The organism is Candidatus Binataceae bacterium, from assembly GCA_035294265.1.
Lineage (GTDB): Bacteria > Desulfobacterota > Binatia > Binatales > Binataceae > DATGLK01.
Genome location: DATGLK010000104.1, coordinates 14,178 through 38,612, shown reverse-complemented (window position 1 = coordinate 38,612; position 24,435 = coordinate 14,178). Strand labels below are relative to the sequence as shown.

At 61.2% G+C, this 24,435-nt stretch carries 19 protein-coding genes; 14 read left to right on the top strand and 5 right to left on the bottom strand.

The features are described 5' to 3' along the window. Nucleotides 1-16 precede the first annotated feature (16 nt). From VKV28_16645 to ilvD, 11 genes are all read left to right on the top strand, one after another. Nucleotides 17-1,270, top strand: coding sequence for a Rieske 2Fe-2S domain-containing protein (locus VKV28_16645; protein HLH78431.1), 1,254 nt, complete (start codon nucleotides 17-19; stop codon nucleotides 1,268-1,270). 31 nt (nucleotides 1,271-1,301) lie between these two features. After that, nucleotides 1,302-2,558: a Rieske 2Fe-2S domain-containing protein gene (locus VKV28_16640; protein ID HLH78430.1), complete on the top strand. Its 1,257-nt coding sequence runs from the start codon at nucleotides 1,302-1,304 to the stop codon at nucleotides 2,556-2,558. 48 nt (nucleotides 2,559-2,606) lie between these two features. Next, nucleotides 2,607-3,848 carry a Rieske 2Fe-2S domain-containing protein gene (locus VKV28_16635; GenBank protein HLH78429.1) on the top strand — a complete coding sequence of 414 codons (1,242 nt, stop codon included), beginning with the start codon at nucleotides 2,607-2,609 and terminating at the stop codon, nucleotides 3,846-3,848. A gap of 28 nt (nucleotides 3,849-3,876) precedes the next feature. Then, nucleotides 3,877-5,124, top strand: coding sequence for a Rieske 2Fe-2S domain-containing protein (locus VKV28_16630; GenBank protein ID HLH78428.1), 1,248 nt, complete (start codon nucleotides 3,877-3,879; stop codon nucleotides 5,122-5,124). Between the two features lie 150 nt (nucleotides 5,125-5,274). Then, on the top strand, nucleotides 5,275-6,522 hold the full coding sequence (locus VKV28_16625) for a Rieske 2Fe-2S domain-containing protein (protein HLH78427.1): 1,248 nt from the start codon (nucleotides 5,275-5,277) through the stop codon (nucleotides 6,520-6,522). Between the two features lie 61 nt (nucleotides 6,523-6,583). After that, nucleotides 6,584-7,837 carry a Rieske 2Fe-2S domain-containing protein gene (locus tag VKV28_16620; GenBank protein HLH78426.1) on the top strand — a complete coding sequence of 418 codons (1,254 nt, stop codon included), beginning with the start codon at nucleotides 6,584-6,586 and terminating at the stop codon, nucleotides 7,835-7,837. 47 nt (nucleotides 7,838-7,884) lie between these two features. After that, nucleotides 7,885-9,141, top strand: a complete 1,257-nt coding sequence (locus VKV28_16615; protein HLH78425.1) for a Rieske 2Fe-2S domain-containing protein — start codon at nucleotides 7,885-7,887, stop codon at nucleotides 9,139-9,141. 20 nt (nucleotides 9,142-9,161) lie between these two features. Then, a complete protein-coding gene (locus VKV28_16610; protein ID HLH78424.1) occupies nucleotides 9,162-10,424 on the top strand; it encodes a Rieske 2Fe-2S domain-containing protein in 1,263 nt (420 codons plus the stop codon). A gap of 26 nt (nucleotides 10,425-10,450) precedes the next feature. Continuing rightward, entirely contained in the window at nucleotides 10,451-11,725 is a 1,275-nt protein-coding gene (locus VKV28_16605) for a Rieske 2Fe-2S domain-containing protein (protein ID HLH78423.1), read from the top strand. A gap of 89 nt (nucleotides 11,726-11,814) precedes the next feature. Further along, nucleotides 11,815-13,098: a Rieske 2Fe-2S domain-containing protein gene (locus VKV28_16600; protein HLH78422.1), complete on the top strand. Its 1,284-nt coding sequence runs from the start codon at nucleotides 11,815-11,817 to the stop codon at nucleotides 13,096-13,098. Nucleotides 13,099-13,141: 43 nt separating this feature from the next. Next, nucleotides 13,142-14,809, top strand: a complete 1,668-nt coding sequence (gene ilvD / locus VKV28_16595) for a dihydroxy-acid dehydratase (GenBank protein ID HLH78421.1) — start codon at nucleotides 13,142-13,144, stop codon at nucleotides 14,807-14,809. A gap of 78 nt (nucleotides 14,810-14,887) precedes the next feature. Here ilvD and VKV28_16590 read toward each other — a convergent pair whose 3' ends face one another. Beyond that, nucleotides 14,888-15,748: an aldolase/citrate lyase family protein gene (locus VKV28_16590; protein ID HLH78420.1), complete on the bottom strand. Its 861-nt coding sequence runs from the start codon at nucleotides 15,746-15,748 to the stop codon at nucleotides 14,888-14,890. A gap of 254 nt (nucleotides 15,749-16,002) precedes the next feature. On the opposite strand from VKV28_16590, the gene VKV28_16585 reads away from it, so the two are divergent. Beyond that, nucleotides 16,003-17,022, top strand: coding sequence for an amidohydrolase family protein (locus tag VKV28_16585; GenBank protein ID HLH78419.1), 1,020 nt, complete (start codon nucleotides 16,003-16,005; stop codon nucleotides 17,020-17,022). A gap of 201 nt (nucleotides 17,023-17,223) precedes the next feature. Here VKV28_16585 and VKV28_16580 read toward each other — a convergent pair whose 3' ends face one another. The 3 genes from VKV28_16580 to VKV28_16570 form a co-directional block, all read right to left on the bottom strand. Next, nucleotides 17,224-18,225 carry a hypothetical protein gene (locus VKV28_16580; GenBank protein ID HLH78418.1) on the bottom strand — a complete coding sequence of 334 codons (1,002 nt, stop codon included), beginning with the start codon at nucleotides 18,223-18,225 and terminating at the stop codon, nucleotides 17,224-17,226. A 201-nt stretch (nucleotides 18,226-18,426) separates the two neighbouring features. After that, on the bottom strand, nucleotides 18,427-19,377 hold the full coding sequence (locus tag VKV28_16575) for an aldo/keto reductase (GenBank protein ID HLH78417.1): 951 nt from the start codon (nucleotides 19,375-19,377) through the stop codon (nucleotides 18,427-18,429). Further along, nucleotides 19,378-20,703 carry a hypothetical protein gene (locus VKV28_16570; GenBank protein HLH78416.1) on the bottom strand — a complete coding sequence of 442 codons (1,326 nt, stop codon included), beginning with the start codon at nucleotides 20,701-20,703 and terminating at the stop codon, nucleotides 19,378-19,380. It abuts the gene before it with no gap. Between the two features lie 211 nt (nucleotides 20,704-20,914). On the opposite strand from VKV28_16570, the gene VKV28_16565 reads away from it, so the two are divergent. Further along, entirely contained in the window at nucleotides 20,915-22,159 is a 1,245-nt protein-coding gene (locus VKV28_16565; protein ID HLH78415.1) for an MFS transporter, read from the top strand. 128 nt (nucleotides 22,160-22,287) lie between these two features. Then, nucleotides 22,288-23,019: a hypothetical protein gene (locus VKV28_16560; GenBank protein ID HLH78414.1), complete on the top strand. Its 732-nt coding sequence runs from the start codon at nucleotides 22,288-22,290 to the stop codon at nucleotides 23,017-23,019. An 83-nt stretch (nucleotides 23,020-23,102) separates the two neighbouring features. Here the strand turns inward: VKV28_16560 and VKV28_16555 are convergent, their stop codons facing one another. Further along, a complete protein-coding gene (locus VKV28_16555) occupies nucleotides 23,103-24,413 on the bottom strand; it encodes a DUF1329 domain-containing protein (GenBank protein HLH78413.1) in 1,311 nt (436 codons plus the stop codon). Between the last annotated feature and the right edge of the window lie 22 nt (nucleotides 24,414-24,435).

Sequence of the window (24,435 nt, the reverse complement as noted above, 5' to 3'; positions counted from 1 at the left end):
AGAGGGAAAGCAAGCGATGCTGACACGCGAGGAAAACGAACTACTGACCCGGGTCGGGCCGGGTTCGGTGATGGGCGAATACCTGCGCGAACATTGGGTGCCCGCGGTGCGTTGCGCCAGCTTGGAGGCCGATGGCGCGCCGGTGCGGGTACGGCTGTTCGGCGAGAACTTTATCGCCTTTCGCGCCACTGATGGGCGGGTGGGTTTTTTCGACGAGGGCTGCCCCCATCGCTGCACTTCGCTGGCGCTGGCGCGCAACGAGGACAACGCGCTTACCTGCATCTTCCACGGCTGGAAGATTGATGTCTCGGGCAAGGTGGTCGACGTTCCTTCCGAGCCACCCGAGCGGCGGGCGGAATTCGCGGCCAAGGTGCGGGTGCGCCATTATCCGGTGCGCGAGGCCGCGGGCGCGGTCTGGGTATATTTGGGCAAGCGCACGCCGGCGCCGCCGCTGCCCAACTACGAATGCAATACCCTGCCGATGGAAAATACGCTGCCCCAGCGTGCGGTCTTGCATTGCAACTGGTTTCAGGGGCTGGAGGCGGTGCTGGACGCGGCTCACGTCGGTGTGCTTCATCGTTCCACTGTCCCCACCCTGGGCAACGCCGCCCAAATGGCGACCCGCAATACTGGGCCGGTGTTCGAGTTGATCATGCGCCCCTACGGGTTTCGCGAAGGCGCGCTGCGGGACTTGGGTGACGGTACCTATTACGCGCGCATTCGCGAGGTGGTGCTGCCCTTCTTCTCCTTCATCCCGCACGATCCCGGTGAGCAATGCCTGATGATCGGGGCGGTGCCGATCGACGACGAATGGAACGCGCAGTGGTACATCCGCTACCACCCCAGCGAGGTCCTGGCCGGCAAGCCGCGCCATCGCGACATGACCGACGCCTCGCCCAACCTCGACAACTTCTGTGATGACATGGGCAGCCTGGACAACCTCTGGCATCAGAATCGTCAGAAAATGAAGGAAGGGCATTGGACTGGCATCAAGGCCTTCCCCTATGAAGACTTCGTAGTGGAAGAGGCAATGGGGCCGATCTGCGATCGGACCAAGGAGTATCTGGGCTCCAGCGATACCATCATCATTAAGGTACGGCGCATGCTGTTTGACGCGTTGCGTGAGTTCCAGCGCAGCGGCCGGCTGTCTTTCGGAGTCGAGGAAAACATGGATTTCAGCAAGGTGCGGGCACTCAGCATTCGCTCTGCCAACACCCTCAATTGGAAGGACATCGATTCATTCAACCCACCGCGTCACCTCGCTGATTGAAGACTGGCCGCGCTGTTGAGGAGATGCAGCCATGCTGACACGCGAAGAAAACGAGCTGATTTGTCGGGTCGGGCCGGGCTCCGCGATGGGGGAATATCTACGCGAGCATTGGGTGCCCGCGATGCGTGCTGCCAGCCTGCAACCCGATGGCGCTCCGATGCGGGTGCGGCTGTTCGGCGAAAACTTTGTCGTCTTCCGCGCAACCGACGGCCGGGTGGGTTTCTTCGACGAGGGCTGTCCTCATCGCTGCACCTCGCTGGCGCTGGCGCGCAACGAAGATAACGCGCTGACCTGCATCTTTCACGGCTGGAAGATCGATGTTTCGGGCAAGGTGGTCGACGTTCCTTCCGAGCCGCCCGAGCGGCGGGCCGAATTCGCGACCAAGGTACGCGTGCGCCATTACCCGGTGCGCGAGGGCGCGGCGATGGTGTGGGTCTACTTGGGCAAACGCACGCTGCCTCCCGAATTTCCCAACTTCGAGTTCAATCAGCTTCCTGCGCAAAACTGTCGGCCGATGCGGGCGCTGCTGCATTGCAACTGGTTTCAGGGAATGGAAGCGGTGCTCGACGCGGCCCACGTCGGCGTACTGCATCGCTCCAACATCCCCAACATGGGCGATGAGATTAAGCTTGCCAGCCGCAACACTGGGCCGGTCTTCGAACTTTTAATGCGTCCCTACGGTTTTCGCGAAGGCGCGCTGCGCGACTTGGGCGATGGCACCTTCTACGCCCGCATCCGCGAGGTCGTGCTACCCTTCTTCTCCTTCATTCCCAACGATCCGCCGATGCCCAACCTGATGATCTGCGCCATTCCGATCGACGACGAATGGAATGCTCAGTGGTACGTCTGGTACAACCCCCAGGGGGGGATCGATGACGCGGTGATCCTGCGCATTTTGGGCAACCATGCGCAAAATGATGACAATTTCTGCGAAGACATGGGCAGTTTGGACAACTTTTGGCATCAGGATCGGCTCCGGATGAAGGAGGGACACTGGACCGGCGTGCGCTGTTTCGCCTACGAGGACTTCGTAGTGGAAGAGGCGATGGGGCCGATCTGCGATCGGACCAAGGAGTACCTGGGCTCTAGCGACACCATCATCATTCGGGTCCGACGTCTGCTACTGAATGGCCTGCGCCAATTCCAACAAACCGGCCGTTTGTCCTACGGCATGGAGGAGGGCTTCGATTACAGCCATGTGCGCGCGATTGGGATCCGTTATCGCAAGGAGCTGGATTGGCGCGAGATCGACTCCTTCAATCCGCCCGCCCGCTTGCAGGCCGACTGAGCGGCCGACACACAAACCGCATTTGGCGAGGCAGAGTGGGACCAGGAAATGCTGACACGCGAGGAAAACGAATTGCTCAGCCGGGTCGGGCCCGGCAGCGCGATGGGCGATTTTCTGCGTCAATACTGGATGCCGGCCGTCCGCGGCGTCGCGCTGCAACCCGACGGCGCGCCAGTGCGAATCAAGATGTTTGGTGAAAGTTTCGTGGCGTTTCGTACCGGCGATGGGCGAGTAGGCTTTTTCGACGAAGGTTGTCCCCATCGCTGCACCTCGCTGGCGCTGGCCCGCAACGAGGACAATGCGCTGACCTGCATCTTCCACGGCTGGAAGATTGATGTCTCGGGCAAGGTGGTCGAAGTGCCCTCCGAGCCACCCGAGCGACGGGCCGAATTCGCCGCCAAGGTGCGGGTCAAGCATTATCCCGTGCGCGAGGCGGGCGGCGCGGTGTGGGTCTATCTGGGCAAGCGCGAGAGCCCGCCGCCGTTTTATAACTTCGAGTTCAACGACCTGCCACCGGAGCGTCTGCTCCCGATGCGTGCGGTTATGCACTGCAACTGGTTTCAGGGCTTCGAAGCGGTGCTGGATTCCGCTCATGTCGGCTTCCTGCATCGCGCCTCGATGGCTAATTCGTCCAACGACAACCGCTTCGCCACCACTACCAGTCCGGTGTTCGAGTTGATGATGCGTCCGTGCGGTTTTCGCGAGGGCGCGTTGCGCGACCTGGGCGATGGCACCTTCTACGCTCGCATCCGTGAAGTGGTGATGCCGATGTTCTCCTTCATTCCGATGGTGTGGCCCGCGCCCTACCTGATGATCTGCGCGGTCCCGATTGACGACCAGTGGTGCGCCCAATGGTACTTTTGGTACGACCCAGACAAGGCCGTGCCGGCGGTGCCCTTCAGCATGGAGAACACCTCGGGTGACCTTGATAACTTCTGCTCAGACATGGGCAATTTCGGCAACCTGTGGAATCAGGATCGGCGCAAGATGCGCGAGGGGCATTGGAGCGGCCTGCGCAGCTTCGCTTACGAGGACTTTGTTTGCGAGGAGGCGATGGGGCCGATCGTCGATCGCACCCGTGAGTATCTGGGGACCAGCGATTCAATCATCATCCGGGTGCGGCGAATGCTGCTGGCGGCGCTGGCCGATTATCGACGTACTGGCAAACTTGCCTTTGGCCTGGACGACAACCTCGATTACAGCCGCATTCGCGCCCTGGCCATCCGCTATCGCAAGGAAATAAGTTGGCGCGATATCGATTCATTTAACCCGCCGCCTCCAGTGGAATAGTGCCGCGGATGATGGGTAGCCAAGTATCATGTTGACCAAGGAAGAAAACGAATTGCTGTGCCGGGTCGGGCCTGGCACACCGATGGGTGAATTTTTGCGCGAGTACTGGGTTCCGGCCCTGCGCTCGGAGGCGCTGGTCGCCGATGGCGCGCCGGTGCGGGTGAGGCTGTTTGGCGAGAACTTCGTGGCTTTCCGCTCAACCGACGGTCGGGTGGGTTTCTTTGACGAGGGCTGCCCCCATCGTTGTACTTCGCTGGCGCTGGCGCGCAATGAAGACAACGCGCTGACCTGCATCTTCCACGGCTGGAAGATCGATGTCTCGGGCAAAGTCGTAGAGGTGCCTTCCGAGCCACCTGAGCGGCGTGCCGAGTTCGCGGCCAAGGTGCGGGTGCGCCATTATCCAATCCGCGAGGGTGGCGGCGCGGTGTGGGTCTATCTGGGCAAGCGCGAGCGCCCACCTAAGTTCTACAACTTCGAGCTCAATATTCTGCCCGCCGATCGCGCCATCGGCCATCGCGGCCTGCTCCATTGCAACTGGCTGCAGGGTCTGGAGGCGGTGCTGGATTCCGCTCATGTGGGCTTTTTGCATCGCGCCTGGCTGGGTCAGGACGGTTCGCTGGATATGCGTTTTGCCGCAGCAGCCGCTCCCGTTTTCGAACTCTTGATGCGGCCCTACGGCTTTCGCGAAGGCGCGATTCGAGACCTGGGCGACGGTACTTATTACGCGCGTATCCGTGAAATGGTAATGCCCTTCTATTCCTTCATCCCTAACGATACTCCGCGTAACAACCTGATGATTTGCGCGATTCCGATCGACGATGAGTGGAACGCCCAATGGTATTTCTGGTACGACGCTCGCAAGCCGCTGGCCGCGGTGCAGCGCAGCATGCAGGGCAGCTCGGGTGATCCCGACAACTTCTGCTCCGATATGGGCAGCTTCGACAATCTATGGCATCAGGACCGCAAAAAGATGCGCGAGGGTAATTGGAGCGGGCTGCGCTGCTTCGTGTACGAGGACTTCGTGGTGGAGGAATCGATGGGTCCGATCGTCGATCGCACCACCGAATACCTGGGCTCCAGCGATACCATCATCATTCGCGTCCGGCGCTGGCTGCTCCAGGCGGTGCGAGAGTTTCAAAAGACCGGCCGGCTGGCCTTCGGCGCCGAACAGGATCTCGACTACAGCCGGATTCGTGCCTTGGGCGTGCGCTCGCGCAAAGAACTCGACTGGAAACAGATCGATTCGATGAATCCGCCGGCGCCCATTCCCGATTAAGGTTCGGTCTTGGCAAATCAGGCGCTCCGGAGTTATGATAGCCTGCGTCGATGTTTAGTCAAATGGTTAGAGATTGAAAAACGCCTCGGTCGCCTTAAGTGCCTGGGCATGCTAGACCGAAAATTAAGGTAACGGCGAGGAATACGCATCATGCTGACACGGGAAGAAAACGAGCTGTTAAGCCGGGTTGGGCCTGGGACTCCAATGGGCGAGTTGCTGCGCGAATACTGGACCATTGCCTGCCGCTCGGGTGCCCTGGAGGCCGACGGAGCGCCGGTACGAGTGCGTTTGATGGGCGAAAATTATGTTGCCTTTCGCGCCACCGACGGCCGGGTCGGCTTCTTTGATGAGGGCTGCCCTCATCGCTGCACCTCGCTGGCGCTGGCCCGCAACGAGGACAACGCGCTGACCTGCATCTTCCACGGCTGGAAGATCGACGTCTCGGGCAAAGTGGTCGAGGTTCCCTCCGAGCCGCCCGAACGGCGAGCCGAGTTCGCGGCCAAGGTGCGGGTGCGCCATTATCCGGTACGCGAGGCGGGTGGGGTGGTCTGGGTTTACCTGGGTAAGCGCGAGCAGCCCCCGGCCTTCACCAATTTCGAATTTGGCGACTTGCCGGCCAGTCACATTGTCGTGATGCGGGCCGTCATGCACTGCAATTGGTTTCAAGGCGCCGAGGCGGTATTGGATTCCGCCCACCTGGGTATCCTGCACAGCTCCTGGCTGAAGCGGGCCGAGGGTGGCGGGCGTCTCGCCACGGTGACCGCGCCGGTCTTTCAGATTATCGACCAGCCCTACGGCTTTCGCGAAGGGGCGCTGCGCGATCTCGGCGACGGTACCAGCTACGCCCGCATCCGCGAATATGTCTATCCCTACCACAGCTTTATTCCGTCCGACCCGCCCTTGCCGCCGGGCTTCCTGATAAGCGCCATTCCGATTGACGACGAGTGGACCGCGCAGTGGTACTTTTATTACGACCCCGAAAAGCCGCTCGATGAGGCCTGGGTCAAACAGCTATGGGCTGGGACTTCGGGCAATCCCGATAATTTCTGCTCCGACATGGGCGGCTGGGACAATATGTGGCATCAGGACCGCAAAGCCATGCGCGAGGGCAACTGGACCGGGCTGTCTCGTTGCATCCCCTTCGAGGATTTCGTGGTCGAGGAATCGATGGGCCCGATTGTCGACCGCACGCGCGAGTACCTGGGCTCCAGCGACCAAATCATTATCCGGGTGCGACGCACGATGCTGCAGGCGGCGCGCGACTATCAGCAGGGCAAACCGCCGCTGGGTTTGGCGCAGCGACTGGACTACAGCCGCATTCGCGCGCTTGCGATCCGCTTCAACAATCAGCGCGATTGGCGCGACCTGGATTCGATGAACCCTCCGCCGCGCCTGTAGTGCAGCTGTAGGGCGAATCGGCGGCGGCATTGTGCCGCCGCCGGTGGAAAGGAAGGTCCATTTGCTTACCCACGAAGAAAACCAGCTGTTGTGCCAAGTCGGCCCCGGCACGCCGATGGGTGAATTATTGCGCGAATATTGGGCCCCCGTGCTGCGCTCTCAAACCCTGGAAGCCGATGGCGCGCCGCAACGGGTCCGCCTGTTGGGCGAGAACTTCATCGCCTTTCGCGCCACTGACGGCCGCGTCGGCTTTTTCGACGAGGGCTGTCCCCATCGCTGCACCTCGCTGGCGCTGGCCCGCAACGAGGACAACGCGCTGACCTGCATCTTCCACGGCTGGAAGATCGATGTCTCGGGCAAAGTAGTAGAGGTTCCCTCCGAGCCACCCGAGCGACGGGCCGAATTCGCCGCCAAGGTGCGGGTCAAGCATTATCCCGTGCGCGAGGCGGGTGGGGTGGTGTGGGTATACATTGGCCGGCGCGAACAGCCGCCCAAATTCTACAATTTCGAATTCAATTCACTTCCCGCCGAGCAGACCTTTCCCCTTCGCGCGGTGATGCACTGCAACTGGTTTCAGGGCATGGAGGCGGTGCTCGATTCCGCTCACTTGGGGATTTTGCACAAGTCGTGGATGCAGGTGCACGGCGGCAGCCGTTTGGCCGGACTGCAAAGCCCGTTTTTCGAGATCGTCAATCAGCCCTACGGCCTGCGCGAAGCGGCACTGCGTGATCTGGGGGACGGCACGATGTACGCACGCATCCGAGAAGTAGTATTCCCCTACTTTTCGTTTATTCCCAGCGATCGGCCCTACCCGCATTTCATGATCTGCGCCATTCCGATCGATGACGAGTGGAACGCGCAATGGTACATCTATTACGACGACGAAAAGCCGATCGACGAGAAGTGGCGTGCCGAGCGGATGGAGGGTACTAGCGGCAGCTACGATAATTTTTACGACGATCAGGGTGGCTTTGCCACCATGTGGGGCCAAGACCGCAAGAAGATGCGCGAGGGTCACTGGACCGGTCTGCGCACTTTGCAGTACGAAGATTTCGTCGCCGAAGAGTCGATGGGTGCCATCGTTGATCGCAGCCGCGAATACCTGGGCTCCAGCGACAGCATCATCATTCGTTCTCGCCGCTTGATGTTGCAGGCCGCCCGCGCCCATCAGCGCGACGGCACGCTTGCCTTCGGCTTGGATACCAACCTGGATTACAGCCGAGTGCGCGCGCTGGCGATTCGCTATCCTCGCCAGCATGATTGGCACCAATTCGATTTGATTCATCCCCCGCCAACCTTGCCGCTGTACGAGTAGCGCGGTGTGAGGGGTGCGGCTGACTCACCGGGTGAGAGGTGCGTGGCATGTTGACGCGCGAGGAAAATGAATTGCTCTGCCGAGTCGGGCCCGGCACTCCGATGGGTGAAATGCTGCGCGAGTACTGGACGCCCGCGCTCCGCTCGCAGGCGCTGCAGGCCGATGGCGCGCCGCAACGAGTGCGCTTGCTCGGGGAAAACTTTGTCGCCTTTCGCTCAAGCGACGGCCGCGTGGGTTTCTTCGACGAGGGCTGTCCTCATCGCTGTACCTCGCTGGCGCTGGCCCGCAACGAAGACAACGCGCTTACCTGCATCTTCCACGGCTGGAAGATTGATGTCTCGGGCAAAGTGGTCGAGGTTCCCTCCGAGCCGCCCGAGCGGCGGGCCGAGTTTGCGGCCAAGGTGAGGGTACGCCATTATCCGGTGCGCGAGGGTGCCGGGATCGTTTGGGTTTATCTGGGCCGGCGCGCCAGCCCGCCGCAATTCTATGATTTTGAATGCAACAGTCTGGCGCCCAGCCATTATTTTTCCATTCGAGCTGTGATGCATTGCAACTGGTTCCAGGGATTGGAGGCCGTGCTTGACTCGGCCCACCTGGGCATTTTGCATCAATCGTGGATGCGCCGCGATGACGGCACGCGGCGGGTGGCAGCGCGCAACAACGGTCCGCGCTTCGAGGTGCTGTCCCGACCCTACGGCTTGCGCGAGGCGGCCCTGCGCGAGTTGGCCGACGGCACCTGCTACGCCCGCATCCGCGAGGTCGTGCTGCCCTACTTCTCCTTCATTCCGGCCGAACGGCCGCGCCCCTACTACATCATTTGCGCCATCCCCATCGACGACGAATGGAATGCGCAGTGGTACATCTACTACGACCCCGACAAACCGATTAGCCAGGAATTCATCGACGCCCGGATGAAAGACACGTCGGGCGATTTCGATAACCATTGCTCCAATATGGGCAACGCCGAAAACCTGTGGCACCAGGATCGGAATAAAATGAAGGAAGGGCACTGGACCGGCCTACGCACCTTGCAGTTTGAGGACTTCATCGTTGAAGAAGCGATGGGCCCGATGGTCGATCGTTCGCGCGAATATCTGGGCTCCAGCGACTCGATTATCATCAGAGTGCGGCGCATGATGCTCCAGGCCTTGCGCGATTACCGCGCGGGCAAAGTTAGCTTCGGTCCGGACCAGGACATCGATTATCGCCGCGTGCGCGCCTTGGCGATTCGCTATCCAGCGCGGGAGGATTGGCGTCAAATGGATACGTGCAACCCGCCCGCGACGCTGCCGCTCAACGAATAAGCGCGCAGGAGGTACGTTCCATGCTGACGCGCGAAGACAACGAGCTGATTTGCCGGGTCGGAGCAGGTACCCCGATGGGAACCTTCCTGCGCGAGTACTGGATTCCCGCTTTTCGTGCCGCGGGCCTGGAGGCCGACGGCGCACCTCAGCGCGTACGCCTATTGGGAGAGAACTTTATCGCCTTTCGCGCCACCGACGGGCGGGTGGGCTTCTTCGACGAGGGTTGCCCTCATCGCTGCACCTCGCTGGCGCTGGCGCGCAACGAAGACAACGCGCTGACCTGCATCTTTCACGGCTGGAAAATCGACGTCTCGGGCAAGGTGGTCGAAGTCCCTTCCGAACCGCCCGAGCGGCGGGCCGAATTTGCGGCCAAAGTGCGGGTGCGCCATTATCCCGTGCGCGAGGCGGGTGGCGTGATCTGGGTTTACCTGGGCCAGCGCGAGACTCCGCCCAGCTTCTATAATTTCGAGTTCAACGTTGCGCCGCCCAGCTATGGAATGGCTCAGCGGGCGGTGATGCATTGCAACTGGATTCAGGGGTTGGAAGCGGTGCTGGATTCCGCCCACTTGGGTATCCTGCATACCTCGTGGTTGCGTAAGTCCAGCGGTAGCGCCGCCTTGTCGATGGTCGATACCGGACCGGTGTTCGAGACCGTCATGAAGCCTTATGGCTTTCGCGAAGCTGCTTTGCGCAACATGGGTGACGGTACCTTCTACGGTCGCATCCGCGAGGTCGTGCTGCCCTATTATTCGTTCATCCCTAACGATTCGCCGCTGCCTCAGTTCCTGATTTGCGCCACTCCGATCGATGACGAATGGACCGCGCAGTGGTACTTCCACTACTATCCCGACCGGCCGATGGACGACGAAATGCGCAAGTATCGCGATCGGGGCCATTCCGGCGATTGGGACAATTTCTGCTCCGACATGGGCAATGAGAGCAACCTTTGGCGTCAGGATCGCAAGGCGATGAAGGAAGGACACTGGACCGGGATTACCCAGTGCCTGCATTACGAGGATTTTGCGGTGGAAGAGTCGATGGGCCCGATCGTCGATCGCACCCGCGAATACCTCGGCGCCAGTGATACCATTATTATTCGGGTCCGTCGCATGCTACTAAGTGCCGTGCGTGAGCATCAGCGCAGCGGCAAGCTCGCCTTTGGCGTCGACCAGGAGATCGATTATAGCAAGGTGCGAGCGGTCGCGATCCGCTTCTCGCCCAAGGACTTCAATTGGAAGGAAATTGATTTCACCGATCGGCAGGCGGCTGTGCCGCTAGTCTGATTGCGCGCACGCGGTTGGAGTAAGTAATGCTATCGACCGAGGATAACGAAACGCTGTGCCGGGTTGGCGCGGACACGCCGATGGGCCGGATGTTGCGCGAGTACTGGACCCCGGCGCTGCGCTCCGAGACCCTGGAGGCCGACGGTGCTCCGCGACGAGTGCGGCTTTTGGGCGACAACTTCGTCGCCTTTCGCGCAAGCGACGGGCGGGTAGGCTTCTTCGACGAAGGCTGCCCTCATCGCTGCACCTCGCTGGCGCTGGCGCGTAACGAAGACAACGCGCTTACCTGCATCTTTCACGGCTGGAAGATCGACGTTTCGGGCAAAGTGGTCGAGGTGCCCTCCGAGCCACCCGAGCGACGGGCCGAATTCGCCGCCAAGGTGCGGGTACGTCATTATCCAGTGCGTGAAGCGGGCGGGATTGTGTGGGTTTACCTAGGCGTCCGTGCGCAACCGCCACGGTTTTTCGATTTTGAGTTCACCCATCTTCCGCCCAGCCATGTGATGGTGCGCAAAGCGGTGATCCGACACAACTGGTTCCAAGGGATGGAAGGTCAATTGGACTCCGCCCACGTCGGCATCATGCACAAGAGCTGGGTGGAACTGCGAGGCGCGCGGCTGAAGACCGCCGACATGCCGCTGTCGCGAGTCAATACCGGTCCTAGCTTCGAGTTCATGCCGCGCCCTTACGGCTTTCGCGAGGGCGCCCTGCGGCCGCTGCCCGACGGCAGCGTGTACGCGCGCATCCGCGAAGTCGTGCTGCCCTACTTCTCCTTCATTCCGGTCAATCCCAATCGCTCGCAATTCCTGGTCTGCTCGATTCCGGTGGACGACGAATGGAACGCTCAATGGTATATCCATTACGATCCTTTCCGCCCTCTCGACGAGGAGACGCGTAGCCAAATCATGCGCGGCTGCGCCCCGGACTTGGACAATTTCGCCGCCAATCTGGGCGAGCTTGACACCATGTGGGGCCAGGATCGCAAGGCGATGAGGGAAGGACACTGGACTGGAATCGTCAAATCGGTCCAACACGAGGATTTCGCGGTCGAGTTGTCGATGGGCGTGATCGTCGATCGCAGCCGGGAGTATTTGGGTTCCAGCGACAGCGTGATTATTCGCGTGCGCCGCGCGCTGCTTAACGCGGTGCGCGATTTCGCCCAGGGCAAGCCCGCGCTGGGGCAGGAGGAAGACGTCGATTACAGCCGCATCCGCCCGTTGGCGATCCATCTCCCGGTGGGAACCGATTGGCGCACTGTAGACTCCTTCGATCCGCCCAATTTGGGCGAAGGATTGGCTTAAGCGGTGTGCCGCGGAATTTTCCCGCAGTGCGTTAGCTAAAACAGTTAATGCCGGTGGGCGGCTTAAGCCTGCCAGGAAGCGAGGCCATCGTGCTGCCACGCGAAGACAACGAGATTCTGGTACGCACAGGTCCGGGTACGCCGATGGGCGAGCTGTTGCGTGAGTACTGGACCCCTGCGCTGCGCTCGCAGACTCTGGAGGCCGACGGCGCCCCGGTGCGGGTGCGACTGCTGGGCGAAAACTTTGTGGCCTTCCGCGCCACCGACGGCCGGGTCGGCTTCTTCGACGAGGGTTGCCCCCATCGCTGCACCTCGCTGGCGTTGGCGCGCAACGAAGACAACGCACTTACCTGCATCTTTCATGGCTGGAAAATCGATGTTTCGGGCAAAGTGGTCGAAGTCCCCTCCGAACCACCCGAGCGGCGTGCCGAATTCGCCGCCAAGGTGCGGGTGCGCCATTATCCGGTCAGCGAACGTTCGGGGATTGTGTGGGTATACCTGGGCAAGCGCGAGCAGCCGCCAGCGTTTTTCGATTTCGAGTTTACCCGCCTGCCTGCCACCCATCTCAACATCGTGCGCGGCTTGATGCACGCGAACTGGTTCCAGGCCTTCGAGGGGCAACTGGATTCGGCCCATGTCGGCATCCTGCATTCTTCCTGGGTGCGTGGGCGGGAAGGACGCGGCGGGCGGCCCGACAACAATTTCGGCCAAATCCTGACCACCGTGACGGGCCCCAGCTTCGAGATGGTGCCCAAGCCCTACGGCTTTCGCGAAGGCGCGCTGCGCCCGCTGCCCGACGGCAGCGCTTACGCGCGAATCCGCGACGTGGTTCTGCCCTACTTCTCTTTTATTCCTAACGAAGCCGATTTTCTCTGTACCCTGGTGGCTTGCGTGCCAGTGGACGATGAATGGAGCGCGCAGTGGTATATCGCCTACCATCCTGACCGGCCGGTACCGCAGGAGTACCGCGATTTCCGTTTGCGGGGCACCTCGGGCGATTGGAATGATTTCGCTTCGGACCTGGGCGGTCCTGAGAAGATGTGGAGTCAGAACCGGGCGGCGATGAAAGAGGGGCATTGGAGCGGAATCGATCGCGGCTCCATCCCGTTGGAGGATTTCGCCGTCACCGAGTCGATGGGTCCGATTGTCGATCGCACGCGCGAATACCTGGGTTCCACCGATGCCGTCATCTTGCGCACCCGGCGAATGCTGCTCAAGGCGGTGCGCGATTTCCAGCAGGGGCTACCTCCTTTCGGCCAGGAGCAAGGGGTCGATTACGGCCAAATCCGCTCAATCGCGGTGCTGGTGCCGCGCGGGATGAGCTGGCGCGACGTGGATCCGTTTCACCCCCCGCAGCCCGCGCCACAAGTATAAGCTCGAAGTGGCGCGCGCGCGTGCGCTGCGCTATGAAAATGGCATGGCGCTAAGAAGCTCGCGTATTACCCAAGGCGTGGAGCGTACCCCCAATCGTTCGATGCTGCGCGCGGTGGGGTTCGCCGACGCTGATTTCAACAAACCGATCGTCGGGGTGGCCAACGGCTACAGCAATCTAACCCCTTGCAATCTCAGCCTTCAGTTGCTCGCCGAGCGGGCTCAGGCGGCCCTGCGGCGCGCCGGCGCGATGCCGCAGGTGTTCGGCACGGTCACGGTGAGTGACGGAATTGCGATGGGCACCGAGGGGATGAAATATTCCCTGGTTTCGCGCGAAGTGATCGCCGATTCGATTGAAACCGCTTGCAACGCCGAGTCGATGGACGGCGTTGTTGCCCTGGGCGGCTGCGACAAGAACATGCCCGGTGCCATGATTGCGATCGCCAGGCTCAACATCCCCGCCATTTTCGTTTATGGCGGCACGATCAAGCCCGGCCGTCTGAACGGGCGCGATCTGACCATCGTCAGCGCGTTCGAGGCAGTTGGTGAGTTTAGTGCCGGCAAGATCAGCGAGCAGGAGCTGCTCGAAGTCGAGCGCCATGCCTGCCCAGGGGCTGGCTCGTGCGGCGGGATGTACACCGCCAACACCATGTCCTCGGCGATCGAAGCCATGGGCATGAGTCTGCCCTATTCCTCGACCATGGCGGCCGAAGATCGAGAAAAGGCCGACAGTGCGGCGCAATCCGCGCAGCTCCTGGTCGAGGCGATCGCGGCTCAGCGCTTGCCCCGTCAGATCATGACCCGCAAGGCCTTCGAAAACGCTATCGCGGTGGTAATGGCCACCGGGGGCTCGACCAACGCCGTCCTTCATCTACTCGCGATTGCGCATGCCGCCGAGGTGCCGCTTACACTTGACGACTTCGACGCGATGCGCGGGCGGGTTCCGGTTCTATGCGACCTCAAGCCCTCGGGCCGTTTTGTTACCGTCGATCTGCACCGTCAGGGCGGAATTCCACAGGTGATGAAGATTCTGCTCGAACACGGCGTGCTACACGGTGACGCGCTCACGATCAGCGGTAAAACTGTGGCGGAGGTCCTCGCAGACGTGCCCTCCGAGCCGCCGGCCGGACAGGAGGTCATTCGTTCCTGGCATCAGCCGGTTTATAAAGAGGGGCATTTGGCAATTTTGCGCGGCAACCTGGCCCCTGAAGGCGCGGTGGCCAAAGTCAGTGGCCTCAAGCTGCCAGTCATGACTGGTCGAGCGCGGGTGTTCGAGAATGAAGAGCAAGCCTTGAGCGCGATCCTGGCCGATCGCATCCAGGCCGGCGACGTGCTGGTGATTCGCTATGAAGGGCCCAAGGGCGGACCGGGAATGCGTGAGATGCTCTCGCCGACCTCGGCGATTATCGGTAAAGGGCTGGGTGAGGCGGTGGGGCTGATCACTGACGGCCGTTTCTCCGGCGGCACCTACGGCATGGTCGTGGGTCACGTCGCCCCGGAGGCGCAGGTCGGCGGGCCGCTGGCTCTGGTCCACGAAGGCGACTCGATCACTATTGACGCCCATCGACGGCTGCTGCAGCTCAACATCAGCGAAGACGAAATGGCACGCCGGCGTGCTGCTTGGCGCGCGCCCCAACCCCGTTATCGGCGCGGCGTGCTAGCCAAGTACGCGGCCCAGGTTAGCTCGGCCAGCCTGGGTGCCGTCACCGACTGATCCGACACGCCAGCGAACGTATGGCGCTGCTGGCGTCCGGCCAGCAGCGCTTCGCATTGCTTTGAGCGATTCGGGCCGTCAGACGCGGCCAGCGAGCTTCAGCCCTTTGTCCAGCGCGGCATAGCTGCGCGTAGGTGCGGCCATCAGGAAGCGATAGCCTTGCTGAAGAATGCGCTCCACGTTGTTGGAATCGACGTGCGGATGGCCTACCGGGACGTTGTGCTCCTTGCAGGTCTTCACGATCTGCGCCATCGCCTCGACTACCACCGGATGCTCGTATTGGCGGGGATAGCCCAACTCCTGGCTCAAGTCGCCCTCGCCGATCAGGATCACGCCCACGCCCGGTACTTTCTTGAGAATGTCGGGCAGGTTGGCGATCCCCTGGGTATCTTCGATCATCAAAATGACCAAAATCTCGCCCTTGGGATCCAAGGGCCAGACGTCGGCACGGCTGTAATACTCCTGCTGGCTGATACCCCAGTAGCGCACTGCGGCCGTCGGACCGTCGCCGCGCAGGCCGGCGGGCTCGTAGCGCGGCGCGCTCTTGAGGCGCGGATAACGGCAAGCGGCGACCGCGTTGTGGGCTTGCTCGACGTTGCTGATATGGGGCCAGACTACTCCGTAAGCACCAAGGTCCAACGCCTGCTTGGCAAAGAATTGGTTCTTCTCGTCGCCGTTGGGCGGGATGCGCACGATCGGCGTTACCGCCGGAACCAGTCCCGCGCTGGCGATCTGGCGGCGGTTGAGCATGTACTGCAGACTGTCGCGCAGGGCGCGGATGTCCCAGGGATTGTGCTCCATCTCGAAGACGATCCCGTCGTATTGAGCGGTGGAGACTGCCAGCGCTGATTCGACGTCGGCGTTGACGAAGGCGCTGAAGGCCACTTTGCCTTGCTCGAAGGCTCGGATAACGCCATTTAGGCGGGGAATCTCAGCCATGATTTCTCCTCGTGCGCCCGCTGGCGGTATAGCCGCGCGGCATGGGTTGCAGCGCACCAGTCACAGGCCCCGGCATCCGGACTTGCCTGGCGGCGCGCAATGGTCGCTAAAGTGCGTCAGCATCGTACCAGAAGGGACACCTAGCGGGTAGAGAGCGCAGGTGGTTTGACAACCGCCGCCGCCCTTCCATAGCATCCAAAACGGTTGGCGTGCGGCAGGCCGCGCGCTTGGAATCTGCACAGCACGAGGGCGGCATGATCATCGATTGTCACGGTCACTACACCACTGCTCCGGCGGAGCTGGATAACTGGCGCAAGCAGCAACTGGCGGCGTTCGAACAAAACCCCGGCGCGACCCCCAAGATGGGTAAGCTCGCCATCAGCGATGCCCAGCTACGCGAGAGCCTGGAGGGAGCGCAGCTGAAGTTACAGCGCGAGCGCGGCACCGACCTGACTATCTTTTCGCCCCGTGCCTCAACCATGGGCCATCATCTGGGCAATGCCGCCACCAGTGCGCAATGGGCCGAGGAAAGTAACAATCTGATTCATCGGATTTGCACTCTGTATCCCGGCAACTTTGCCCCGGTCTGCCAATTACCGCAAAGCCCCGGTGTGCCACCCGCCAACTGCATCGCCGAGCTGGAGCGCTGCGTCAATCAGCTCGGCTTTATCGGCTGCAACCTCACTCCCGATCCTTCGGGCGGGTACTGGACCGATCCGCCGTTGACCGACCGCTGGTGGTATCCGCTGTACGAAAAGATGGTGGAGTTGGACGTGCCAGCGATGGTCCACGTCAGCGGCGCCAAGAATCCCAATTTTCATACCACCGGCTCCCATTACATCAACGCCGATACCACCGCCTTCATGCAGTTCCTGCTCTCCGATTTGTTTAAGGACTTTCCCACTATCAAGTTCATCATTCCCCACGGCGGCGGCGCGATTCCCTACCATTGGGGGCGCTACCGCGGGATCGCGCAGGATCTCAAACGACCGCCGCTCGGCGAGCTGCTGCTCAAGAACGTCTTTTTCGATACCTGCGTCTATCACAAACCAGGGATCGAGCTGCTGTTCAAGGTCGTCCCGCTGGACAACATTCTGTTCGCCTCGGAAATGATCGGCGCGGTGCGCGGCAAGGACCCCGACACGGGTTTTTATTTCGACGATACCAAGCGCTACATCGATCAGCTCGGGCTTTCCGAAGCTGCGCGCACGCAGATTTTCGAAGGCAATGCGCGGCGAGTCTTCAGCCGCCTGACGTCTCGCCTGAAAGTATGAAGGCGAGCACGTGCTGCAAACGGCTCGTCGATCAACCGCGTTCAGAACAAGCCGGATCGCTCGGCGATCAGAACTAAAGGGACCTTGGCGGGTTGCCCCGTAGGATCAAGAACACAGGGGCATCGGGTTTTCAGGCCTGATGCCCCTGTGTTTACTTTGCGGCCCCGCTGTAAAGCCGGCGGGCTAGCAAGGATGGCCCGCTCAAGGCCGCCAGTAGACGAACCCCATTGCGTTGCCGGTTCCAGCCTCGGAACGATAGCACGGAACGTAATCGACTAGGTTCATCTCGAAACCGAGATCGGCCATCGCGCCGGCTACTGGAATCCAGTTTTTGATCTCCGAGGTGCCGGCCTGGAAGGTCTCTTCGCCCAAGGCCGCGACCTTTTCGATCCGTCGGTTACGCATCGCGTCGATCACCGTTTGATCGACTTCCTCGTCGATTACCCAGTGGGTTAGACCACCCGAGGCGATCAGCGCCACGCGGGCGTTGCTCTCCCACGATTGGATTGCTTTGACTACTGATTTGCCGAATTCGTAGCAGCGTCGGACGGTGGGCTGATTGGGCGGGTAGAAGGTGTTGAGCACCACCGGCACGCTGGGAACAGGCTGGTCACTCATGATACGCCGATAGATGAAGCCAAAGGCGTGGGGTAGCGTTTCGTGACCGCCGGGCATCTTGGTCATGGAGGCGACATCGAACTGCTCGGCGATGGTGCGCTCCAGGATATGCTTACCCAGTGCGGGCAAGCCCTTATACACGGCACCCTGGGGTGGAATGTGGCCAGGCACCGAAATCGCAATCCCCGGCGGCATCTTCGCCATCCGCTCGGCGCTGTACATTTTGTTGGGCAGGCTTTCGCCCCAGTACACGCTGAAAGCCGGAATCAGATCGCTAAACATCTCCATCTGGTCATTGCCGAACAGCACCGCCACATCTGGCTTGACCTCGGCGAACACCGCCGCCAAGCGGTCCAATGCTTTTTGGCAGGCCGCGTGCCGTTCCGCCATTATCTCCGGAGTGATCTGACGTTCCAGCCGCTCGCCCTTGCGCCGCTGCGCGATTTCCTCGAAGGGGAGGGCCTTACCCTTGTAGAACAGATCGGGATTACCGCGGTCGGCCTTGACCCGCTCGTGCCAGGTACTGGGCGGCATCGTCAGCATCGGACCGTGAGAAGAGCCAATACCCAATACTATCTGCGCCATGTTTCAACCTCCGCTGTTAGCTTGAGGCGGACCGGTTTGTCACTGTAAGAGCCGCGCATCGGCTCCGTGGCCTGGCCGGCGCAAGTCAAATCCTCTGCAATCAACAATTTTAGCAAACCGTTTATCGAACAGCATAACCTCACCTTAAAACAGTGTCATCATTTACCCGTTTGGTCAAGTTCGAAGCTTAGCATGCCAGGTTCAGCCCTGGGAGTGAATGAACTCGATGATCCGCTGGCGCTGGCCGGCGTTGGGCAGCGGGCCGCGTCCGGCGCCCAGGTCGTCGGCCATGTGGGCGGGGTTGTTGGTGCCGGGAATGACGGCGGTGACTGCGGGGTTGCTCAGCACAAACTTCAGAAAGAATTGAGCCCAGCTTTGAGCGAAATCGCCGGCCCAGGCGGGCACGGGCTGCCCCATTACCTTGCGGAACAAGCCTCCCTTCACCAACGGTCGCGCGATCAGAGTCGCCACCCCTAAATCGGCGCACAGCGGCAGAATCCGTTGCTCCGCCTCGAGCGCATCCAATGAGTAATCTATCTCTACGAAGTCGGGCTTTTGCTGGCGTAATACCGCCTCGACCGCCGGATAAGCGCCGTGAAAAGTCGAGGTGATGCCGATGTAGCGGCATAATCCTCGCTCCTTCCACTGACGCAAAACAGCCAGGCTTTGGTTGGGAGCGGAGACATTGTGAAGTTGCATCAAATCGATCTGGCGGGTCTGCAGCCGCTTGAGCGAGCCCTCGATTCCGGCCTCAGTCAGCTCATCGGCCTCAAGCTTGGTAGCGATGAAAACACGCGGGCGTAGACCGCTTTGCGCCAGCAGCGCCCCGAGCACAGGCTCCGCGCTTGCGTAGGCCGAAGCGGTATCGACCACTTTGCCTCCGCCCGCGATCAGCGCCCGTAGCACCTTGAGCAGTTTGGCGCGCTGGGCGGCGTCCGTGCCGACGTCGAAGACTCGCGAGGTGCCCAACCCGACCACCGGCAGTCGCTCGCCAGTTTTGGGAATCGGTCGGGTCATGATGGGCGCGGTAACCGCCGCGCTGGCCACGGGGGCGCCGGCGCTTGGCAGCAAGCCGCACGCGGCGCTGCTTAACAAGGCTAGAATTTCTCGCCGCGTCAAGCCGCCAGTATGACGCCATTGCTGATTTTGCATTCAGCCTCCTACCACGAATTGAGTCTCCAGCACCTGGCCCTGGCGCTCTTGAACGCGTCCCAGGACCACGGCGATTAGCAGCCAAGCGACCGTCACCGGGACGGCCAACATTGCGATCGCCGCTACCGACAGGCCCATAGCGCGCATGCTGACGAATAGCCAGCCGTAAAGCGCATCCGAGCCCCGATAGACGACCAGGTCGATCATGTTTTTGACTTTATACTTGTCCTGGCGCGGGACGACTGTGAACAGCGCTTGGCGAGCCGGGGTGGCGATGGAGAAGTGGGCGGTGCGTTGGATGGCCTGAAAGGCAATCAAGGTTACCAGCCCCGGCATTCCAGCCAGGGCCAGGAAGCCCAGCGTAAAGATCGCGGGTAAAAAGCCGGTGGCAGTCCCCATCCCGAAGCGCAGGATCAGCGGCCCGGTGGCAAAGATCTGGGTGGCCAGGGTCAGCAGCGCGACGATGAAATCGATCGAGGCGAAAATCCTGGTTTGGAGCGCGCGGGAATGCGCCGCCGTGGCTACGATATGCGCCTGTTGGAAGTAGAGGATGGTGGCGGAGAAGGAGAGCAAACTGACCCAGGCTGCGATTCCCAACAGATAGGGCGAGCGCACCATTCGCGGCAGCGCGTCGAGGGCACCGCCGCCCAGGGCAGACCGCGCCTCGCGCTCCCCGGTTAGGGAGGTCGGCAAGCCGCTCGCCGCCGGCGCGAGCCGCGAAGCGCCCTCCAGCCTGCGGGCACAAAATATCGCTGCTTCCAAAAACAGCGCCGCGATCAGCAGGAGATTGGCCGCCCCCAGGGGGACCGCAAGGGTGACCGCGAGGCTGGGGCCCAGCAAACTACCAGCGGTTCCCCCGGCGCCGATGAAACCAAACAATCGGCGGCTCTGCTCGCTTGTGAATATATCGGCCATGAACGACCAGAACACCGAGACCACGAAGAGGTTGAAGACGCCGACCCAGACGAAGAAAATCCGAGCGACTTCAACCACCCGCAAGTGAAAAGTAAAGAGCACCCAGAAGATGAAAATATTGGCGACGAAAAAGTGGTACACCAGAGGAATGAAATAACGGCGCGAAAGGCGGGCGACCGCCACGCCGTAGGCCGGCTGGACCGCGATTAAGACCAGGAAGGTGGCCGTGAACAGCCAAGGCAGGTTGCGCACCCCGCCCGCAATCCCCATCGCATCGCGCACCGGTCGAATTAGGTAGTAACCGGCGAGCAGAAAAAAGAAATAGGCGAACGACCATAACAGCATCCGGCGCTCGCCCGCGCCGACCAGAACCGTGCGCGAAAGCAAGCGCTCAAACCTGAGGGTCGCCATCTTCAGTGGTTGCGATAAATGCTCGCGCGCTGGAAATTCAGGTGGCCGGCCATCCCTTAAGTCCGCGCCACTTTCGCTCAAGGCGGACTTTGAACTACGCTCGCCTCAAGCTTCGCACTTTGTCGAGGCAGTAAGCAAGGCGGCAAGTAGCCGCCCGACAATTTCCAACCCATAAGAGCGCGGCGACGCCGTCCCCGCAGGGAGCCATGGAATGAACGAACGCAAATCGGCGGCCGCAGTGGTAGTCGCGTTATGGCTGTGCCTGGCCTTGCTATGGGGCGCGACCATGTCCACCAACGGGATGTTTTATCGCCCCGTATCGGGTGCCTTTCACACCTCGCGCGCCACGGTTTCGATGCTTTCCAGTGTGCTCGCTTTCGGGCTATGCGGGGGTTCCTTGGTGTCGGGATGGTTGCTGGGACGGTTCGATGCCCGGCGCATTATGATGGCCGGCACGCTCCTGCTCGCAGCGGCCTACCTGTGCGCCAGCCAGGCGGCCAGCTTCCAAATCCTGTTGGCCTGCCACGTCTTGATGGGTTTGGGAGTCGGAATTTGCACCCTGATCCCGGTCTCGTTTGTAATCGGCGACTGGTTCGAAAAGGGACGAGTGGGCTTGGCGATGGGCATTACCATGACCGGAGCCGCGCTGGGCGGCAGCGCGATGGTAATGGTGGTGGGCTATTTCATCAGCAAGTGGGGCTGGCGATGGGCTTATTTTGCGGTCTCGATCCCGATGCTGCTGGTCGTCATTCCGATCCTCACTCGCTTGCAAAGCCGCCCGCCTTGGCAGACCAGCGCCAAGCGCAGCGATTCACGCCAAGCCGAGGGCGCTAGTGGCCTGGAAGTCGCGGCGGCGCTGCGTCGGCGGGAATTCTGGCTAATCGCGTTGACTGAGTTCCTCTTCGGCTTCGTCACCAATTCAATGATCAACCATCTCGCTCCGTATATCGAGGGGCTCGGTTATTCCACCCAGCGTAGCGCCGCTATCCTGGGCATGGCCTTCGCCTTGACTTCGGTGGGCAAAATCGCGCTGGGTCTGACCACGGATTGGATCGGCAGCCGCTGGGCGGTGGCGATCGATTTTCTGGTATACGCCGCCAGCATGGGGCTGCTCATGGGCGCGGCGCGCCCGGCCCTGCTGATGACAGGGATGGTCTGCTGGGGACTAAGCTTTGGCGTGCCCATCGCACTGTTGCCCTTGCTTATCATTCAATCGCTGGGGCTTAAGTGCTACGGCGCCATTTCGGCTCTGATCAGTCTTGCCTTTACCGCCGGCAACTTCATTGGACCGATCGTCGTCGGCCGTATCTTTGACCTCAGCGGCAGCTACACCATCGCCTTTGTGGTCAGCTTAGGATGCCTGATGCTGGCGGCTTTCGCGGGGTTGGCCTGCCGCCCATTGATTCAGACCCAGGCCGCGATCGCGCCGCTGGCGGCAAGCGTCTCCAGGGTCTGAAGATTGAACGAAGCGTGCATTGGTAAGTTGGCGCGCTCAAAACATTAGGGCTGAAATAGGCGATGGTTGATCCTAAGATAGTACGAGCGTGTCTCCGGAGCATGCTTAAACATAAAGGAGAAAAGCAGATGCGCAAGCTCGAATTGGCAATGCTGGGATCGATCGTGTCAATCGCAGTTTCCATGGCGTGGCTGCCGAGCGCCGCCGCTCAGAGTTCCTCGGTGCCGGCGGCCTCCGCGAGTTCACCGAGCGAGGGCGAAGCCCCGGGTGGGGCTAATTTGGTGGTTGTGCAAGAAGACGTGTTGGTGCCGCTGATCGGCGAGCCTGAGCAATTCTTTCGCCGAGCTCGGCGCGATTTCAACAGTGGGCGCAGGCGCGCGGCGGCGCGCGAGATTCGTGCCGCGGGCGCGCTCATCGAATTGGAAGCCGGCCGCCACGATGCCCAAAACAAGAGCGGGCTGGACCAATCAGCTAATCAGCTCAAGCAATTGGCGGCGGGCGTTCAGAACGGCAGCGTAAAGTCGGTCAATCAGCTCGATCGGGCGTTTGCCCAGGCCGATTTGGCGCTGGCACGCCATTATCACGATATGGCCGCCAACTATCAGGGCAGCGATCATGGCAAGGTGGGGCGCTGGCTGCAGGCCGCGGCCAACTCAGTCAGCGGCGCCGCCGCCTGGTCCAAGCAGAAGCTCAGTGCCGGCGGCAAGAGCACGGTCAGTGAAGCGCGCAAGCTCGGCAATCAGGTGGAAAGTGGGACCGGATGGGCGGCCGACAAGGTGGGCAAGTCCCTTTCCGATCTGGGTCAGGAAATCACTCATCTAAGTGGCGCGAGCGGGACCAGCAGCGCTTCGAGCAATTAATAGCACACGGGCCGTTTGGATATGCGCAAGAGCCCGCGGAGCGCGGCCTAACACCGGTCGCGCTCCGCGCTGCTGCTGGCTACTTATTGCATTACTTCCTGCAGGCCGGAAGGAGTACCCCAGCGATGGTAATTATTCCACTGCTGCGGCACTTTCTGGTTCAGGAAAGCGGCCTGCATGCCGTTGGTCGGCGGCATCAGTAGGCTCTGATGGTTGGCCTGGAAGTCGGGATTGTCGTGAGCCCAGATCATCGCGCTGGGCCAGTAGCTGCCATCGGGCTTCTTAAGCGGCGCCTCGAAGCCTATCACCCCGCGCCAGAACTTGTTGTTCTGGTCCCACAGATCGCCCCACCCCTTCCAGGTATAGGTTTGCGCATCCAGGTACATGACCCGGTTGGCATAGCAGTAACCGCGCGCATACTGGGGCAGACGCTGCAGTTGTAGTACATATTCATCGCGCGTTTGCCAGCTTCCCATCGAGGGTACCGGGAAGAGGGCGGCGCTCCCCTTGTAATAGTTGGCACGCTGGGCCGAGGCGGCCAGGCTCTTGGGGTCGTCGTTGAAGAAAAAATCGACCATCTTGCGCTTGCCCAGGTACTTGGCCTGGAACCAGGTCGGCGGCTGAGGAATGTTGGTCAGATCGTCGTTGGCGAAATCTTGACCCTGAAAAGGCGCGCAACGAGCCGCGCTGGACAGGCGCAGCACGCGGCGCAGGCTGGGGATGAAGACGTAGGCCTCGGGAAAGCGATTGGGATCGTCCCAGGTGATGTTGAGCGCGGTCAGATAGCGAATCTGTTCGGGGTCGAGCTGTTCGGCCATCGTGGTGATCAGGACGCCGTCGCCGGCGGCGGCCGGATTGGTCATCGGATAGCCGGTATCGGTGACGTGCATGAGCTGGTATTGGATCAGGAGGGCGTGGAGGAAGCTTTCATTGTCGTATTGATCGATGTCGATCACCTGCGAATGGTCGAAAGCGTAGGCGGCCGCGCTGTACTGATAGTAGAAATCATACATCAACTTGTAGCCAGCCAATGGATCCGACGTGGACAGATTGGGGAATGGAACTCCGGCGACATAGCCCTGGATGCCATAGCTGCCGTTGGCAGCTTTAACCAGGCGCACCTGCTTGCTGTACTTTTCGGTGGCGTCCAAAAACCCCTTGCTGATTGGATAGTTGCGCTGGTCGGCCACCACCATTTGCGCTTCGGGGGGGACCTCCACCGCTCGGTTGGTGCTCTGGAACATCATTTGCAGCGTGATTGGCATGAAGTCTTTGTATTGTTGCCAATTTTGCCGCGTAATTACGGTGCCGGCGGGAATAGTATCAGCCGCCAGCGCCTGCCCGGCGGCCATTGCCACCAGCAGCGCGATTGCCATTATGCGAGCCAGTTTCATCTCCAGTCCGTCCAACTCCAGA